Origin of the sequence: Ensifer sp. 22460, assembly GCF_052044935.1 — a bacterium.
In the GTDB taxonomy this organism is placed as follows: Bacteria; Pseudomonadota; Alphaproteobacteria; order Rhizobiales; family Rhizobiaceae; genus Ensifer.
In genome coordinates, this window is sequence record NZ_JBQENZ010000008.1 from 122934 (window position 1) to 139109 (window position 16176).

The 16176-nt window shown below is 62.8% G+C and carries 18 protein-coding genes; 8 read left to right on the forward strand and 10 right to left on the reverse strand.

Annotated elements, in window-relative coordinates; translation table 11 throughout:
* Window positions 1–136 precede the first annotated feature (136 nt).
* Entirely contained in the window at window positions 137–691 is a 555-nt protein-coding gene (locus tag ACTJKM_RS12360; protein ID WP_058324128.1) for an RBBP9/YdeN family alpha/beta hydrolase, read from the reverse strand.
* A gap of 257 nt (window positions 692–948) precedes the next feature.
* Here ACTJKM_RS12360 and ACTJKM_RS12365 point away from each other — a divergent pair, with 257 nt between their 5' ends.
* The gene (locus ACTJKM_RS12365) at window positions 949–1764 is read left to right on the forward strand and encodes a DUF2189 domain-containing protein (RefSeq protein WP_057248964.1); all 816 of its coding nucleotides are present in this window, start codon (window positions 949–951) and stop codon (window positions 1762–1764) included.
* Between the two features lie 204 nt (window positions 1765–1968).
* Here ACTJKM_RS12365 and ACTJKM_RS12370 read toward each other — a convergent pair whose 3' ends face one another.
* From ACTJKM_RS12370 to ACTJKM_RS12400, 7 genes are all read right to left on the reverse strand, one after another.
* Complete coding sequence (locus ACTJKM_RS12370) at window positions 1969–2274, reverse strand: PilZ domain-containing protein (RefSeq protein ID WP_058328250.1); 306 nt, start codon at window positions 2272–2274, stop codon at window positions 1969–1971.
* 152 nt (window positions 2275–2426) lie between these two features.
* Complete coding sequence (gene purB, locus ACTJKM_RS12375) at window positions 2427–3728, reverse strand: adenylosuccinate lyase (protein WP_058328249.1); 1302 nt, start codon at window positions 3726–3728, stop codon at window positions 2427–2429.
* 62 nt (window positions 3729–3790) lie between these two features.
* Window positions 3791–4351 (reverse strand): hypothetical protein, encoded by a 561-nt coding sequence (locus tag ACTJKM_RS12380; RefSeq protein ID WP_440660399.1) that lies wholly within the window; start codon window positions 4349–4351, stop codon window positions 3791–3793.
* The gene (locus tag ACTJKM_RS12385) at window positions 4348–5091 is read right to left on the reverse strand and encodes a DUF2259 domain-containing protein (protein WP_058328248.1); all 744 of its coding nucleotides are present in this window, start codon (window positions 5089–5091) and stop codon (window positions 4348–4350) included. The genes ACTJKM_RS12380 and ACTJKM_RS12385 overlap by 4 nt, the downstream gene beginning before the upstream one ends.
* Window positions 5088–5765 (reverse strand): ribulose-phosphate 3-epimerase, encoded by a 678-nt coding sequence (gene rpe / locus ACTJKM_RS12390; RefSeq protein ID WP_058328247.1) that lies wholly within the window; start codon window positions 5763–5765, stop codon window positions 5088–5090. Before rpe ends, ACTJKM_RS12385 begins: the two co-directional genes overlap by 4 nt.
* 75 nt (window positions 5766–5840) lie before the next feature.
* Window positions 5841–6848 (reverse strand): P1 family peptidase, encoded by a 1008-nt coding sequence (locus ACTJKM_RS12395; protein ID WP_058328246.1) that lies wholly within the window; start codon window positions 6846–6848, stop codon window positions 5841–5843.
* Complete coding sequence (locus ACTJKM_RS12400; protein ID WP_058328245.1) at window positions 6845–7933, reverse strand: branched-chain amino acid ABC transporter substrate-binding protein; 1089 nt, start codon at window positions 7931–7933, stop codon at window positions 6845–6847. Before ACTJKM_RS12400 ends, ACTJKM_RS12395 begins: the two co-directional genes overlap by 4 nt.
* Before the next feature lie 331 nt (window positions 7934–8264).
* On the opposite strand from ACTJKM_RS12400, the gene ACTJKM_RS12405 reads away from it, so the two are divergent.
* From ACTJKM_RS12405 to ACTJKM_RS12435, 7 genes are all read left to right on the forward strand, one after another.
* On the forward strand, window positions 8265–8714 hold the full coding sequence (locus ACTJKM_RS12405; RefSeq protein WP_082615818.1) for a flavin reductase family protein: 450 nt from the start codon (window positions 8265–8267) through the stop codon (window positions 8712–8714).
* Between the two features lie 126 nt (window positions 8715–8840).
* On the forward strand, window positions 8841–9770 hold the full coding sequence (locus ACTJKM_RS12410; protein ID WP_058324135.1) for an AAA family ATPase: 930 nt from the start codon (window positions 8841–8843) through the stop codon (window positions 9768–9770).
* Between the two features lie 2 nt (window positions 9771–9772).
* Window positions 9773–11026, forward strand: a complete 1254-nt coding sequence (locus tag ACTJKM_RS12415; RefSeq protein WP_058328244.1) for a vWA domain-containing protein — start codon at window positions 9773–9775, stop codon at window positions 11024–11026.
* A gap of 24 nt (window positions 11027–11050) precedes the next feature.
* The gene (locus tag ACTJKM_RS12420; protein ID WP_057250185.1) at window positions 11051–11383 is read left to right on the forward strand and encodes an XdhC family protein; all 333 of its coding nucleotides are present in this window, start codon (window positions 11051–11053) and stop codon (window positions 11381–11383) included.
* A gap of 2 nt (window positions 11384–11385) precedes the next feature.
* Window positions 11386–12093 (forward strand): XdhC family protein, encoded by a 708-nt coding sequence (locus ACTJKM_RS12425; RefSeq protein ID WP_058328243.1) that lies wholly within the window; start codon window positions 11386–11388, stop codon window positions 12091–12093.
* Window positions 12090–13706: an NTP transferase domain-containing protein gene (locus tag ACTJKM_RS12430; protein WP_058328242.1), complete on the forward strand. Its 1617-nt coding sequence runs from the start codon at window positions 12090–12092 to the stop codon at window positions 13704–13706. Before ACTJKM_RS12425 ends, ACTJKM_RS12430 begins: the two co-directional genes overlap by 4 nt.
* Before the next feature lie 4 nt (window positions 13707–13710).
* Window positions 13711–14028, forward strand: coding sequence for a TfoX/Sxy family protein (locus ACTJKM_RS12435; RefSeq protein ID WP_058324140.1), 318 nt, complete (start codon window positions 13711–13713; stop codon window positions 14026–14028).
* Window positions 14029–14125: 97 nt separating this feature from the next.
* Here the strand turns inward: ACTJKM_RS12435 and ACTJKM_RS12440 are convergent, their stop codons facing one another.
* Entirely contained in the window at window positions 14126–14593 is a 468-nt protein-coding gene (locus tag ACTJKM_RS12440; protein WP_058324141.1) for an NUDIX domain-containing protein, read from the reverse strand.
* Between the two features lie 8 nt (window positions 14594–14601).
* Window positions 14602–16116: a DEAD/DEAH box helicase gene (locus ACTJKM_RS12445; RefSeq protein WP_058324142.1), complete on the reverse strand. Its 1515-nt coding sequence runs from the start codon at window positions 16114–16116 to the stop codon at window positions 14602–14604.
* Window positions 16117–16176 lie beyond the last annotated feature (60 nt).

A 16176-nucleotide genomic window follows, 5' to 3' on the forward strand; every position in this document is an offset into this window, starting at 1 on the left:
CTGCAAATCAAGATTCGACAGCGCTCAACGCCCTTTGACGACGAGTCACGTTGCCATGCCGACCGATGATGACCGCGGACAATGAACGTCGGATTAATGGGAAGTCGCAGCAGCCGTCAACCGGGGCGGCGAAGCATCAGGGCTTCAGGCGGCTCAGGAACTGAGCGAACACCATCGTTCCCTCCGGCCAGGGGCCATGCCCGGACTCGGTGTTGATATGGCCCGATTCGCCGGCGTCGACGAGCAGCGAACCCCAGGCATTGGCGATATCGTCTGCGTGTTCGTAGGAACCGAAAGGATCGTTGCGGCTTGCAACCATCAGCGACGGGAACGGCAGGGGATCACGCGGATAGGGGCCGAATGTCATCAGATGCTTCGGGCGGATCGTTGGATTGGCCACATCCGGAGGTGCTACCAGGAAGGCGCCAGCGATCGGCTTGTTGAAGTGGGGCAGGGCGTGCACGGCGGTCGCGACGCCAAGCGAATGGGCGACGATGACGACCGGCTTTTCCGCCGCATTGACCTCTTCGATCATGCGCGCCACCCAATCTTCACGCACGGGCTTTGCCCACTCCGCCTGCTCGACGCGGCGCGCGGTGGACATCTTGCGCTCCCAGCGGGTCTGCCAGTGCTCCGGTCCGGAGTTGGTGTAGCCAGGGACAATGAGGATATGGGCGTCGGATACTTTCATAGTGGCCGCGATGTGGCGCTGAAAGCGGCCGAAGTCAAGACCTGCAACGCCGTGCGCTATTTGAGAGGCGCCATGGTCGCAGCAGCACCTCGAAGGACTGGATGTTTTCATCCCTGGATCGGTGACGACTGGAGAAACAGGCAGCAGGCGACAGCGCCTTCATTTTCTGTATAATCGCCATGACGGTCGCGGTCGGTGCGACTTTGTTTCGTCGCATCTCTGTTCCGCGGCCGCTCTAGTTCGTTGAGGAGTGAGCCATGACAACATTCCATGTTCTGTCGGGGGCGGATGCGAGTGTCGCCCACCCCGGGATAAAGAAGATTGGTGTCTCGGATGTGTTCGACGCCTTGCGTCTCGGATTTGAAGATTTTCGCGAAAAACCGTCGCACTACGTCTTTCTATGCCTGATCTACCCGATTGCCGGCGCCGTGCTGATTACCTGGAGTGCAGGCGCAAACATGCTGCCGCTGCTTTATCCGTTGGTCTCGGGCTTTGCCCTGATCGGCCCTGTCGCGGCGATCGGTCTTTACGAAATCAGTCGACGGCGTGAACTCGGCATGGACTATTCATGGCCGCATGCGCTTCGCCTGCATCGCTCTCCAGCCTTGCCATCGATCATGGCCGTTGCCGCCATGCTTTTCGTGGTCTTCATTGTTTGGCTGCTGGTGGCCCAGGCGCTCTACGTACAAATCTTCGGGGCCGAACCGCCGGCTTCGATCGCTGCGTTCTGGAATGGCATCATCGGTACCGAACAGGGCTGGAACCTGATCCTCGTCGGCAACGCCGTCGGCTTCGTCTTCGCCGTCATCGTGCTCGCGACAACGGTCGTATCCTTCCCGTTGCTGATCGATCGCGATGTCGGCGCCGTCGCGGCGGTGGAAACGTCGATCCGCGCGACCCTCGTCAATCCGGTACCCGTCGCGCTCTGGGGCTTCATCATCGCGGCTGGTCTGGTGATCGGCTCGATCCCGGTCTTCGTCGGTCTTGCCGTCATCATGCCGATCTTCGGCCACGCCACATGGCATATCTATCGCAAGATGGTGGAGCCAGGTCCGCGCGCCGGTTCACGATAGGCGAGTCACAGCGAGAGCCGACGCAACCTATCAACGCGAAAAGCGCCGCAGGTCAATCGACTTGCGGCGCTTTCAAGCGTGAGCGAAGACCGGTCTTACGGCCTAGATCACTTCATTGTTTCATCGAAACAATGAAGTGATCTAGGTCTTTGAAATTACGCAATTCCGGACGGAAAACCGTTTCGCACTTTTCCTGGAATTGCTCTAGCGAAAGTGCTTGTAGTAGGAGGAAATCTGCGCCGCCGTGTTGGACGACAGATTGAGCTTGATGCCGATCTTGTCGCCGCGGTACCAGCGTACCATGCCGGTCAGAAAGCCCAGTTCCTCGCTCCTGATCGTCACTTCCTGCCCCGTCTTGGCGCCGATGTCGAAATAGAGCTGGAAGCAGATGCCTTCGTCCGAAAGGTCCTTGACGACGCCGTTGCTGGACCCGGTCTTGCAGGTGACCATGCCGGTGATCTTCGTCTGTGTGCGTGCTGCCGCACGCTCCGTACTGTCCTTGTAGGCCATGTGATCCTCGAACCTGAATTGACAGGCCCGGATCGTCACACACGATCACTGAACATCGCGCTAAAAGAAATGCCCGCATTTGAGCGACGTGCGCCAAATGCGGGCATATTCATGAAATGCAACGCGGGCGCGTGACCCGCGCACAGTCAGGTTCAGCCGAAGACGCGCTTGAAAATCGTGTCGACGTGCTTGGTGTGGTAGCCAAGATCGAACTTCTCGCGGATGTCTTCCTCGGAAAGCGCTGCACGGACTTCCGTATCGGCGAGTAGTTCCTCAAGGAAATCCTTGCCCTGTTCCCAGACCTTCATGGCGTTGCGCTGCACGAGGCGGTAGGCATCTTCACGTGATACCCCTGCCTGGGTCAACGCCAGCAGCACGCGCTGCGAATGAACCAGACCGCGGAACTTGTTCATGTTCTTGATCATGTTCTCGGGGTAGACGAGCAGCTTGTCGATCACACCGGTCAGGCGGGCAAGCGCGAAGTCGAGCGTCACCGTCGCGTCCGGTCCGATCATGCGCTCGACGGAGGAGTGCGAGATGTCGCGCTCGTGCCAGAGGGCAACGTTTTCCATTGCCGGTACCGAGAAGGCGCGGACCATGCGGGCGAGACCCGTCAGGTTCTCGGTCAGTACAGGGTTGCGCTTGTGCGGCATTGCCGACGAGCCCTTCTGGCCCGGCGAGAAATACTCTTCGGCTTCGAGCACTTCGGTGCGCTGCAGGTGACGGATTTCCGTCGCCAGGCGCTCGATCGACGAGGCGATGACGCCGAGGGTGGCGAAGTACATGGCATGACGGTCGCGCGGGATGACCTGTGTCGAAACCGGTTCCGGCTTCAGGCCAAGCGCCTTGGCGACATGTTCTTCCACGCGCGGATCGATGTTGGCGAAGGTGCCGACGGCGCCGGAGATCGCGCAGGTGGCGACTTCCTCACGTGCGGCCAGCAGGCGTTGCTTGCAGCGGTCGAACTCGGCATAGGCAAGCGCCAGCTTGACGCCGAACGTCGTCGGTTCGGCGTGGATACCGTGCGAACGGCCGATCGTCACCGTGTCCTTGTGTTCAAAAGCGCGGCGCTTCAGAGCTTCGAGCAGATGCTCGAGATCCGCGAGCAGCAGATCGGTCGCGCGGACGAGCTGGACGTTGAAGCAGGTGTCGAGCACGTCGGACGAGGTCATGCCCTGGTGGATGAAGCGGCTGTCCGGGCCGACGAATTCGGCAAGATGCGTCAGGAAGGCGATGACGTCATGCTTGGTGACGGCTTCGATCTCATCGATGCGCGCGACGTCGAAGGTGGCAGCGCCGCCCTTTTCCCAGATCGTGCGGGCTGCATCCTTCGGGATCACACCGATTTCGGCGAGTGCATCGCAGGCATGAGCCTCGATCTCGAACCAGATGCGGAATTTCGTTTCCGGCGACCAGATGGCCACCATTTCCGGACGGGAGTAGCGCGGGATCATGGGCTTTAGCTTTCGTCGTCAGTGGAGGATGGCCGTGCCTCTAGCAAAGATAGCCGTGAAGCTCAACGCGTTTGGCTCGTGCGCTCGCTCGCCAGCCACAGGCTGACGCCGACGAGTATAGCACCACCAAGGGGCAGATAGAGGCGAAGCCCCATCACCAGAAACTGGTAGAACGCGATGAGCGAGGTGAAGGCGAACTGGAAAAACCAGGTCCTGGTGCCGGCAGGCGCGTGCCATTGGGCGTAAAACTGCCGATAGTCGAGGGCATAGAGCATCGCCGTCATCGCGACGGTGCCGAGCGAAAGGAAGAAGAAGTAAGCCGCAAAACGTGTTTCCGGCCGACGCCCCAAGGCTGCAAGTCGAGCCAGGAACAGCGATGGCGCCCAGGCCAGAAGCGCCCCGAAGCCGAAGATCAGAAGCAGCTCGGACAGATGAAATGTGAGAGCACGCTCGCGAAGCCAGAGGCCACACCAGGCCGAAAGCACCATCGCGCCGCCCCAGAGCGGCGCACCGATGACAAGCTCCCGCATCGTCGGAAGGGATCGGGCGAACCGTCGTCGATGTAGGGCGCCTACTGGCGCCAGATCTGCTTTTGCCTCGACGCCGGCCGCCGCGTCGTTCATTTCGCGATCCGGGTCGGGATCGCGATCCAGCGTCCATCGGTTGTGCCTTCGAAGCCGAGCGACTTGACGAGAACCATGATGACGTGGGTTTCGGAGCCGTCGTCATTCCGATGGGTGACGGCGCCACTGACCTGATAGCCGGTGGGGCAGCGGCGGCTCTCGGGCAAGCGGCTATCGTCCTGCAGGATGTCTGTTGCCGGCTTGCCGGCCTTCACCGTCATCGACAGACGAAAGCCTTTGACCTCCTTCAGGAAGTCCTTGCAGATGCCTTCCGGCTCGAAGGTTTTCTCTTCGAGCGTCACCGAATAGGTCTCGCGGAACCCTTCGTCGGCCGCAAAGGAATCGTAGGTCAGCGCCAGCGGCTTGGCGTTCGCCTCGGTGATCGGATTATAGGCGGCAAGCAGCCCGGGTGCATCAGCCAGGCGGTAGGCGTCGATCAAGGGTGCCGCACGGCGGCGTGCCTCGTGACGCGCCTTGGAGAGCGGGCTGCCGTCCTCGCGGCTGACGGCACGCACCGGCGCGCCGGGCAAGAAACTGTCATTGCGCGTATCGATCACATAGATGGTCGAATAGGGAAAGCCGGAGCCATCCTGAACGCCGTATTCCTCGAAGGCGAAGACATTGCCGTCGGCCGAAAAACCGATCGGCTGGAGCGCGGCATAGTCGCCCGCCACGGCCGGCGCTGCGGCTGCCGCAGCGCCCAGCAAGAGCACGCTGGGTAGTGCCGCGCGCGGCTTCATCGATAGGCATTTTCAGCCGGCGTGCGGATCGCCTCGATCGCCGTGCGATAGGCTTCGACGGAGCCGCCCTTGAAGATCGCCGAACCGGCGACGAGAACGTTGGCGCCGGCGCCGGTTGCGAAAGCCGCCGTGTCGGGCGTAATGCCGCCGTCGACTTCGATCTCGATCGGACGATCGCCGATCATCGCCTTGATGCGGCGAATCTTTTCCGCCGTAGCTTCGATGAACTTCTGTCCGCCAAAGCCCGGGTTCACGGTCATGACCAGGATGAGATCAACCTGATCGAGCACGTATTCGATGGCGCTTTCCGGCGTTGCCGGGTTGAGCGAGACACCGGCCTTCTTGCCGAGCGACCGAACGGTCTGCAACGAACGGTGAAGGTGCGGACCGGCTTCGGCATGCACGGTGAGGATATCGCAGCCGGCTTTCGCGAAGGCTTCGAGGAACGGATCGGCGGGCGAAATCATCAGGTGGCAATCGAACGTCGCATCGGTGTAGCGGCGCAGCGACTTGATCACGTCGGGGCCGAAGGTGATGTTCGGCACGAAGTGCCCGTCCATGACATCGAGATGGATCCAGTCGGCGCCGGCATCGACGACGTCGCGGACTTCCTGTCCGAGCTTGGAGAAATCGGCCGCCAGGATCGACGGAGCAATGCGGATAGGGTGGGTCATGGCGCACTCCAGCGTGTTTTCCGCGCAATAGCACCGGCTGGCCGCGCAAACAACATGCCTGCGATCAAAGCTGCGTCAGCTGAGCTGCGACCAGCACGGCATGAGGTCGTTTTCTGCCGGGGCGGCGTCGTGAACGCCACGGGCGATGGCGCGTGCCATCGTCGATGCCGCCACCGCGCCGAGGTCGATGAAATCCTCAAGTGTGGGGGTCTTGCCGCTGGCGCCGGTGGCAAGCGCAAAGATGAGATCGCCGTCGAGCGGCGTGTGCGCCGGCCAGAGCGCTCGGGAAAAACCGTCATGGGCGGCGATTGCCAGGCGCTTCGCCTCGGCCTTTGTGAGCACCGCATCCGTCGCGATGACGGCGATCGTCGTGTTGGCGGCGGCGGACTGCCGGTCGCGGAACTTGATGCGGATATCGGCGGCGTCAGCGGGCAGGGGATGCGGCAGGCCGAGTGCACCGAACTCGCCATCAAGCTCGAAGGGCGCCGACCAGAAATGCCTGCTATCACCAACAGTCGCCGAGCCCAACGCGTTGACCGCAACGAGCGCGCCGATGGTGATACCGCTCGGCAGAACGGTCGATGCCGAGCCGAGGCCGCCCTTGACGGTGGCAGTCAGAGCGCCGGTACCGGCGCCGGCGGTTCCGGTCGCGAACGACGGGCCGGCGCGACGAACCGCCTCGAAGCCGAGTTCGCGATAGGGCGGGTAACGTCCCCAGTCCTTGTCGCCACCGTTGATCAGGTCGAACAGGATGGCGGTGGGCACGATCGGTATCCGGTGCGGACCGACGGCAAAGCCGCGGCCCATTTCTCTCAGCGCGGCCTGGGCTCCGGACGCAGCGTCGAGGCCAAAGGCCGAACCGCCGGAAAGCACCAGAGCGTCGACTGTCTGCACCGTATTGTGCGGGTCGAGCAGATCGGTTTCACGCGTTCCGGGCGCGCCGCCCAGCACCTGAACCGCTGCCGTTGCCGGCGGATCGCAGACGATGGCGGTGACACCGGACTTCAGCCGATGATCCTCGGCATTGCCGACCGTCAGGCCCGCGACGTCGGTAATCAGGTTCAGCGGTCCGGTGCGCATCATTGGGCGGTTCCTTCGGCGGGCGCCGGCACGAAGCGGCCGCCTTGCCACTGCATCAGGCGATAGGGATTTTCGGCGCGCTCGTGCTGCGCGTTGAAGACGATGGGGCCGAGCACGGTCGGGTAGGGTCCCTTGGCGAATGCGTCGAGAAGGGGCTTGTCGTCCTTTTCCGCCTGGTCCTTGGCTTGCTCGAGCAGGGAGACCGCCGCAAAGGCGGACAAAACGTAGCCATCCGGCTCGGTTCCGGCGGCGCGCAAGGCGTCCGCGACCGGCTTGCCCTCGGGTGATTGCGATGCGTCCGGCAGGGTGACCGCGAAAACGCCATCGGCGAGCGGCACGGTGAGATCGGCGGCATTCAGCGCGTCGCCACCGAGCAACGCGAGGCCCGCGCCTTCGCCTTCTGCATCGCGCGCGATCACCGCCGTGTCCTGTCTATCGCCACCGGTAAAGACATGGGTCGCGCCGCTCTTCACCAGTCGCCGCACCAGGTTGACCTGCTGCTCCTGGGCGGGCCGATAGGTGTCGGTGAAGACCGGTGTCAGCCCAATTTCACCGAGAGCGGAGCGCACGCTTTCGACCAGTTCCCGGCTGTGGATGGTTCCATCGTCGATCAACGCGATCGGCTTGTCCTTCCAGCGCTGGACGATGGTGTCGACGATGCTGGCAGCCTCGGCGTTGCCGCTCGGCGCAAGACGGAAGAGCGGCCACTTCTTCTTCAGCGCATCTTCCATCAGGACATCGGAACGCACACTGAGGGTGATGGTGGGAAGGCCCGCTTCGGCAAGTGCCGGAAGGGTCGCGTCCAGGCTTTCGGTGCAGAGGAACCCGATCGCTGCCTCGGCGCCGGCCGCAAGCAGCGCCTTGGTCAGCGCTTCGTTGCCGGCCGTATCGCAGGTCTCTGGAATGACGACGATCTCACTGCCGCGATCGCCGGCCTGGAATGCGGCGCCATCGATGATCTGCTTGCCGAGAGGTGCAAACGGGCCTTCGACCGGCGCGACGACGGCCACCTTGATGCCGGCTGCCGCGGCGGGTGCGGCCTGTACCAGTCCGGCCACGACAAGGCTGGCGACGATCGATCGAAGCATTCATTTTCTCCGCTGCCGCATTTTCCCCGGATCAGGAGGGATCCTGACCCTGCGGCGAGCCCAAACATTGCCTTATCCGTGCCGGTCGCGACTGGCGCGCGGCACGGTAGTGGCCGCATGTTTTAAGGATGTGCCCTGCCGCGTCAAAGGAAAAGATGTGACTTCGGCCGCGGATGGTTCTATCCGCGTCGCTGCCGTGTCGCAGATCTGCAAGATTCTCCTTGCAGCGGGTTTCATATTTCCCGGTACTGTCTATGTATGTGGCTGACTTCGCTCGGAGAAAGAATTGTTGGACAAGAGCCGGCTGGACCCCATCAGTTACCGCGACGCCATGAGTCGCCTGGCCGGTCACGTGCAGATCATCACTGTGGCCGATGGTGTCGAGCGGCGCGGCGTCACGGTCACCGCATCCTGCTCCGTGTCCGACAGTCCGCCGACGATTCTGGCCTGCCTCAACGGCGCCAATCCGCGCAATGAGATCTTCACGCGCAGCGACAGTTTCGCGCTCAATCTGCTTGGCGACGAACATCGCGCCATGGCACACGCTTTTTCCGGCCGCGATCAGCTCGACATGGATCTGCGCTTTGCCCTTGGCAAGTGGACCAAGCTGACGACAGGCTCTCCGATCCTCACCAACGCGATCGCTTCGTTCGATTGCCGGCTCATCGAGGTGAAGACGATCGCCACGCATCTGGTGCTTTTCGGCGAAGTCGTCGATGTCGCCATCGGACCGGCGCGGCCGCCACTCATTTATGTGGACCGCGGATACCACTCGCTATAAGTTTTACGTGGCGAGATTTCGTGCCCATCGAGACATGAGAAGATCGCCGTAAGCCTTTGAGTTGGAAGAGTGAATTCATTCGCTTTTCAACATCAAGTTATCGATTCGGGCCGTGGCGGAGGAGACATGGCGACACAGGCGACCACAGCCCTGCCGCAGTCCATCGAGGAGACGATGGCGCTGCTGGAGGCGCATGACTATCTCGCGGGAACGGCGCTCGCGACGGTGCTGTTTCTGGCGCTCAGGATGAAGCGCCCACTCTTTCTCGAGGGCGAAGCAGGCGTCGGCAAGACCGAGATCGCCAAGGTTCTGGCAAAGGCGCTCGATCGGCCGTTGATCCGGCTGCAATGTTATGAGGGCCTCGACGTCGCCTCGGCCGTCTACGAATGGAATTATCCGGCACAGATGCTGGAAATCCGCTTATCGGAAGCAGCCGGCAAGGTCGATCGCAAACGGATCGAAAGCGATATCTTTTCCGAACGCTTCCTGATCCGCCGCCCGGTCCTGCAGGCAATTTCTTCCAGTGCGGGCCGCGCGCCTGTCTTCCTGATCGACGAGCTGGACCGGACAGATGAGGCCTTCGAGGCGTTCCTGCTCGAAGTTTTGTCCGATTTTCAGGTCACGATACCGGAACTTGGAACAATCCGTGCGGACGAACCGCCAATCGTCATCATCACCACCAACCGCACCCGTGAGATTCATGACGCGCTCAAGCGACGCTGCCTCTATCATTGGGTCGATTATCCCAAGGCGGCGCAGGAGTTGGAAATTATCCGCCGCAAGGTGCCCGGCTGCAACGCGACGCTGTCGCGCGAAGTCATCGCCTATGTGCAGCGGCTGCGGACGATCGACCTCTTCAAGAACCCCGGCGTCGCCGAAACCATAGACTGGGCAACGGCGCTGACGGAACTCGACCGGCTGGCGCTCGATCCGGAAACGATCGCCGATACGCTCGGAACATTGCTCAAGTATCAGGACGACATCGCCAGGATAGAGGGTGCCGAGGGGCGCAAGCTGCTCGCCGAAGTCAAGGCGGAACTGCTGGCGGCGGGCTGACCATGGAGGAGCGGGAGCCGCACAGGGACGGTGCTATTGTCCCGCCGCTTGGGGAAAGCGACGGCCGGCTTGCCGACAACATCGTCTTCTTCGCACGCGCCCTGCGTCGCGCCGGCATCAAGATCGGGCCCGGTGCCATCGCCGATGCCATCGATGCGGCGGCACTGATCGGGATCGGCGGCCGGGACGCGTTTTACGCCGCACTGCAATGCGTCTTCGTGAAGCGCCACGAGGACCAGCCGGTGTTCGACGAAGCTTTTCGGCTGTTCTGGCGCTCGCGCGGCCTCGTCGAGAAGATGATCGCGATGATGTCGCCGCTGGCGCCGGAGCGCGAAAGCGAGCGGCACCAGCGGCGTGCCGGCGAGACACGCGTTAGCGATGCGTTGCTTTCCGGGCACGAAGCGGATCGACCGCCACGTGAGGAACCCGAGATCGATATCGATGCGCGCTTCACGGTTTCGGGCCGGGAGCTGCTGCGTCGGGCCGATTTTGCGCAGATGAGTGCTGCCGAACTTGCCGCGGCGAAGCGCGCCCTTGCCGCGCTGACGCTGCCGATGGACCGCGTCGTAACCCGTCGCTTCCGTCCATCAAAGAGGCAGATCCGCATCGACCCGCGCACCACCATGCGTGACGCGATGCGTTTCGGCGGGGAACTGATCCTGCCGCGGTTCCGGGAGCGGCGTGTGGTGCATCCGCCGCTCGTCGTGCTTGCCGACATCTCCGGCTCGATGAGCCAATACACCCGCATCTTTCTGCATTTCCTGCATGCGTTGACCAAGGAGCGGCGGCGCGTGCACACCTTCCTGTTCGGCACACGGCTGACCAATGTCTCCCGCCAGTTGCGCAATCGCGATCCGGATGCCGCGATCGACGACTGCGTGGCTGCGGTGAAGGACTGGTCCGGCGGTACGCGCATTGGCGAAACGCTGCATGAATTCAACAGACGCTGGTCGCGGCGCGTGCTCGGACAAGGCGCCATCGTGCTGATGATCACCGATGGCCTGGAGCGTGACGATGTGGGCGATCTTGAAATCGAAATCGATCGACTGCACCGGTCCTGCCGCCGGCTGATCTGGCTCAACCCGCTGCTGCGCTTCGACGGCTTCGAGGCGCGTGCGCGCGGCGTCAGAGCGATGCTGCCGCATGTTGACGAATTCCGGGCGGTGCACAATCTTGAATCGATTGGGGAACTGGTGAAGGCGCTTTCCGGGCAGGGTTCCCGGCAGGCTGACCCGCGGCGGTTCCTCAGATCTTGATCGGTCCGGCGGGAGGGTGACAATATGCTGGAAGCTGCAAATGTTCTGGACCCGCTCGACATCGCCCAAGCCTGGATGAAGGAAGGGCGCAAGGTGGCGATTGCCACCGTGATCGAAACCTGGGGCTCGGCGCCGCGCCCCGTCGGCAGCCATCTGGTGATCGACGGCGACGGCAATTTTCAGGGCTCGGTTTCCGGCGGCTGCGTCGAAGGCGCCGTCATCACCGAAGCGGCAGATGTGATCGCTTCGGGCGCGCCAAGGATCCTCGATTTCGGCGTTGCGGACGAAACCGCCTGGCGCGTCGGGCTTTCCTGCGGCGGCAGGATTCGGGTCTTTGTTGAACGGGTCGAAGGCTAGCGATGGAACGGAGCATTCTTGAAGCACTCAATGCGGCGCGTTCGGCGCGTCGGGCGGTTGTCACTGTCAGCGCTCTAGCCGGCAGCAGCAGCCAGGTCTATCTTGAGGGCGATGATTGTCCGGATGTCTGGCGCGGCCCGGTCGCGCGCGCCCTGCAATCCGGCAAGGCCGGGATCGTGGAGACGGAGCAGGGCTCTTTCTTCCTCAATGTCTACTTGCCGCCGCCACGCATTCTCGTCATCGGCGCCGTGCATATTTCACAGGCCTTGGCCCAGCTGGCGCCCGTTGCCGGTTTCGACATGACGATCATCGATCCGCGTACTGCCTTCGCAACGCCGGAACGTTTCGCAGGCGTCGAGCTCATCGCCGAATGGCCCGAGGATGCCCTGAAACAGAGGCCGCTCGACCGCTTCACCGCCGTGCTGGCCGTCACCCATGATCCGAAAATCGACGACGAACCAATCCGGATCGCCCTTGCAGCCGGCTGTTTCTACGTCGGCGCGCTCGGCAGCCGGAAAACCCATGCGACACGGGTCGAACGGTTGCGACAGGCCGGTGTTTCCGATGTTGACATAGCCCGCATCCGCGCACCGATCGGCCTCGATATCGGTGCGGCGAGCCCGGCCGAGATCGCCGTCGCCATCCTGGCCGAAATCATCGAGGCGCTACGGCGCCGCGATACCAGCCATGTCAAAGGAGTGATTGCGTGAGGTTCGGGCCGGTCAAGACCAGCGAAGCGGAGGGCGCCATGCTGGCGCATGCGGTCAAGACGGATGAGATCCGGCTGCCGAAGGGCCACCGGCTTTCGCCCGCCGATATCGCCGCCTTGATCGCCTGCGGCACGCTGGAGGTGGTTGTTGCGCGCCTTGACCCCGGCGATCTCATGGAAGACGAGGCCGCAACGCGCATTGCGGCGGCAATTGCACCCGACCACCTGCGCTTCTCTCAGGCGGCAACCGGGCGTGTGAACGTCTACTCTCGGGTTGCCGGCCTCTTCGTCGCGAAGCGCGACACCGTCAACCGATTGAACCGCATCGACCCCGCCATCACGCTCGCCTGCCTTGCCGACCATGTGCCTGTGCAGGCCGGCGACATGGTCGCGACGATCAAGATCATTCCACTCGCCGTGGCCGGCCAACTCGTCGAGGAAGCACAGAAGCTGCTCCGGAGCCATGCCGCCTTCGAAGTAAAACCCTTTTCCGCGCGACGCGCAGCGCTAATAGCAACTCAGTTGCCGACACTGAAACCCCAGGTCATGGACAAGACGAAAACCATCCTGGCGGCTCGCCTGCGGCAATCGGGAAGCGAGCTTGTGACCGAGCGACGCGTCGCACACACGGAAGGCGCGGTCGCCGCGGCAATCGACGAACTCCAGGCCGACCATGACCTGCTGGTGGTCTTCGGTGCTTCCGCTGTCGTCGATCCGGATGATGTGATTCCCGCGGCGGTTCGTCGGGCAGGCGGCGTCGTCGATCATGTCGGCATGCCCGTCGATCCCGGCAATCTTCTCGTTCTTGGCCGTGTCGGCGAGATCCCCGTGATCGGGGCGCCCGGATGCGCCCGCAGCCCGCGCGAGAACGGATTCGACTGGATCCTCGACCGTATCCTCGCCGGCGAGTGGCCGAGCTTCGACGACATAACCGGCCTTGGCGTCGGTGGTTTGCTCGGCGAAATCCCGACCCGGCCGCAGCCGCGCGAAAAAGCAACGGCGTTGCCGTTAGGACCGGTCGAGATCGTCGTTCTGGCCGCCGGCCGCGCCAGCCGGATGGGACCGGACGGCGGGCACAAGCTGCTGGCGACCTTTGACGGCGTGCCGCTGGTTCGCCGCAGCGTCGAGGCAGCGATTGCTGCGGCCCCCGGCGGGGTTGTCGTGGTCACCGGCCACCGCGAGACCGATATCCGCGCTGCGTTGGAGGGTCTGCCCGCGAAGCTCGTCTCGAATCCAGACTACATGTCCGGAATGGCCTCATCTCTGACGATTGGACTTTCGGCCATCAACGAGCGATCCGCGGGCATGTTGGTCATGCTCGCCGACATGCCGGGCGTCAGCAGCGGCGATCTGCGCAGGTTGCTCGATCGTTTTGCGGCCGAAGGCGGCCGCGCCGTCATTCGGGCAACCGCCGATGGGCAACGCGGCAATCCGGTCATCCTGCCGCGGCAAACCTTTTCCGCTGTCCGTCTTTTGGTTGGAGACGTTGGCGCAAGGCACATCATCGAGAAGTGCGGACTGCCGGTCATCGATGTCGAGCTTGGTTCGGCGGCGCGGCTTGATCTCGACACGCCGGAGCAGATTGTGGCTGCCGGCGGTATCCTGGAGGAATGAACGCGTGGACAATGCTGCCATCGAGGAGATGTTCGAGACGCTGGGGCCGGTGACCATCAAGCGGATGTTCGGCGGCAAGGGGATCTATTGCCAGGGCATCATCTTCGCACTCGAGGTGGACGGAGAAATCCTCCTGAAGGGGGACGAGCAGACGGCGCCGACCTTCGAGGCGGCCGGCTCCCGGCAATGGGCCTATGATGGCAAGGGCAAGCCGGTGAAGATGCCCTATTGGAGCATACCGGACGACGCCTTTGACGACCCCGACGAGATGGCGCGCTGGGTGCGGCTTGCCTATGAAGCAGCGTTACGATCGAGAAAATAGAGGATAAACCCGCCAGCGGAGGCAATCCGCGACGACTGCGCCGCTAGAGCATCCCGCTCTCAAGTGGAATCACTGGAGGCGGAAAGATGCTCTATAATCAAAGTGCTAGAGCGTCCTTTGTGCCTTCGCTTGAACGCACGGCGCTCTTGTGCTCCAGCCTGCGCAACGCATCGACTGCGTCGGCCGTAAAACGTGACAGCGGCTGGGGCAGGGCATCGAGATCGAACCAGCCGAGAGCGGAAAGCTTGTCCGGCTCGGTGAGTTCAGGCTCACCGATAAAGTCCCGGGTCACATAGATCATCGAGATCCAGTGCTGGCGGTCAGCCTCGATCACCTGTTCGCTGAGGCAGAGGAACTCGCTCGAACGGATCTGGAGGCCGCTTTCCTCTTCGGCCTCGCGCCGCGCTGCGGCTTCCGAGCGTTCCATATGATCGACCTTGCCGCCGACGATGTTCCAGTGCTCGGCTTCAGGCGCGTTAACGCGCTTGTAGAGCAGGATCTTGCCGTCGCGCACGATTGCAAGTCCGCAGCCGAGACCCGGAAAATCGATGCCCGGCAGGCCCATAGGCTTAATCAGGCCTTGCCGGCAATCAGCATGAAAGCGGGGATTTCGTCGCCGAAGCCAACGGGCGTCGGGCCGTCATCATAGTCGCGGCGGTGACGGTTGCGGCGATCGCGATTGTCATCGTTGGCCGGGTTCGATGCGCGCACCGGACGATCGGCGCGGTTGTTCTGTCCCTGCTTGTTTTCTGCGCTGCGTGCCGGTTTCACCGATTCCGCCCTTTCCACGACTGTTGCAACTTCGGCCTCACTATCGACACGCACGGTATCGGATTTATGATCGGCGCGAGCCCTCGGGCCGCGATCCCCATCTTTTTTCCGGTCCTTGCGGCCATCGCGATCGCGACCGCGATCGCGGCGACCGCTGTCGTGGCTTTCCATCGGCTCGGGCAAATTGGAAAGGTCGCCGTTCAGCCATTCGACCTTCTGGCCAATCAGCTTCTCGATCGCATCGGAGAACTTCGTGTCGCGCTTGGTCACAAGCGTGAAGGAGGCGCCAGAGCGACCGGCACGGCCGGTGCGGCCGATCCGGTGAACATAGTCTTCCGCATGGATCGGAACGTCGAAGTTGAAGACATGGCTGACATCGGGGATGTCGAGGCCGCGGGCAGCAACATCGGATGCAACGAGCAGCGTGATATTGTTGTCCTTGAAGCCGGCAAGCATGGCCATGCGCGAGCGCTGGTCCATGTCACCATGCAGGGCGCCGACCGAGAAGCCATGACGCTCGAGCGACCGAAAGAGGTCGGCGACATCCTTCTTGCGGTTGCAGAAGATGATGGCGTTCTTCAGATCGTCCTGGGCGCGAATCAGATCGCGCAGCACCGCGCGCTTTTCGTAATCCTTGGCGTGCGCCGCGACGAAGCGCTGTGTCACCGTCTGTGCCGTGGAGGCCGGGCGGGCGACTTCGACGCGCTCCGGGTTCTGCAGGAAGCGATCGGCGAGCTTCTGGATTTCCGGCGGCATGGTCGCCGAGAAGAACAGAGTCTGACGCGTGAACGGGATCATCTTGGCGATGCGTTCGATGTCGGGAATGAAGCCCATGTCGAGCATGCGGTCGGCTTCGTCGATGACCAGGATCTCGACGCCGGTCATCAGCAGCTTGCCGCGCTCGAAGTGATCAAGCAGGCGGCCGGGCGTGCAGATCAGAACGTCTGCGCCGCGCTCGAGCTTGCGATCCTGCTCATCGAACGAAACGCCGCCGATCAGAAGCGCGATGTTGAGCTTGTGGTTCTTGCCGTACTTGTCGAAGTTCTCCGCGACCTGGGCGGCGAGTTCGCGCGTCGGCTCCAGGATGAGCGTGCGCGGCATGCGGGCGCGCGCGCGGCCCTTTTCCAGCAGCGTCAACATCGGCAGCACGAACGAAGCGGTCTTACCCGTTCCCGTCTGGGCGATGCCCAGAATGTCACGACGCTGCAGGGCCGGCGGAATGGCGCCAGCCTGGATCGGGGTCGGGATTGTGTAGCCCGCATCGGTGACAGCGGAGAGAACTTTTTGGCTCAGGCCAAGGTCAGCAAAATTGGTCAAAGGGAAATCTGTTTCCGTTCCGGTTCAATAGAACACTGATCGATCGATGGAAAACGCACG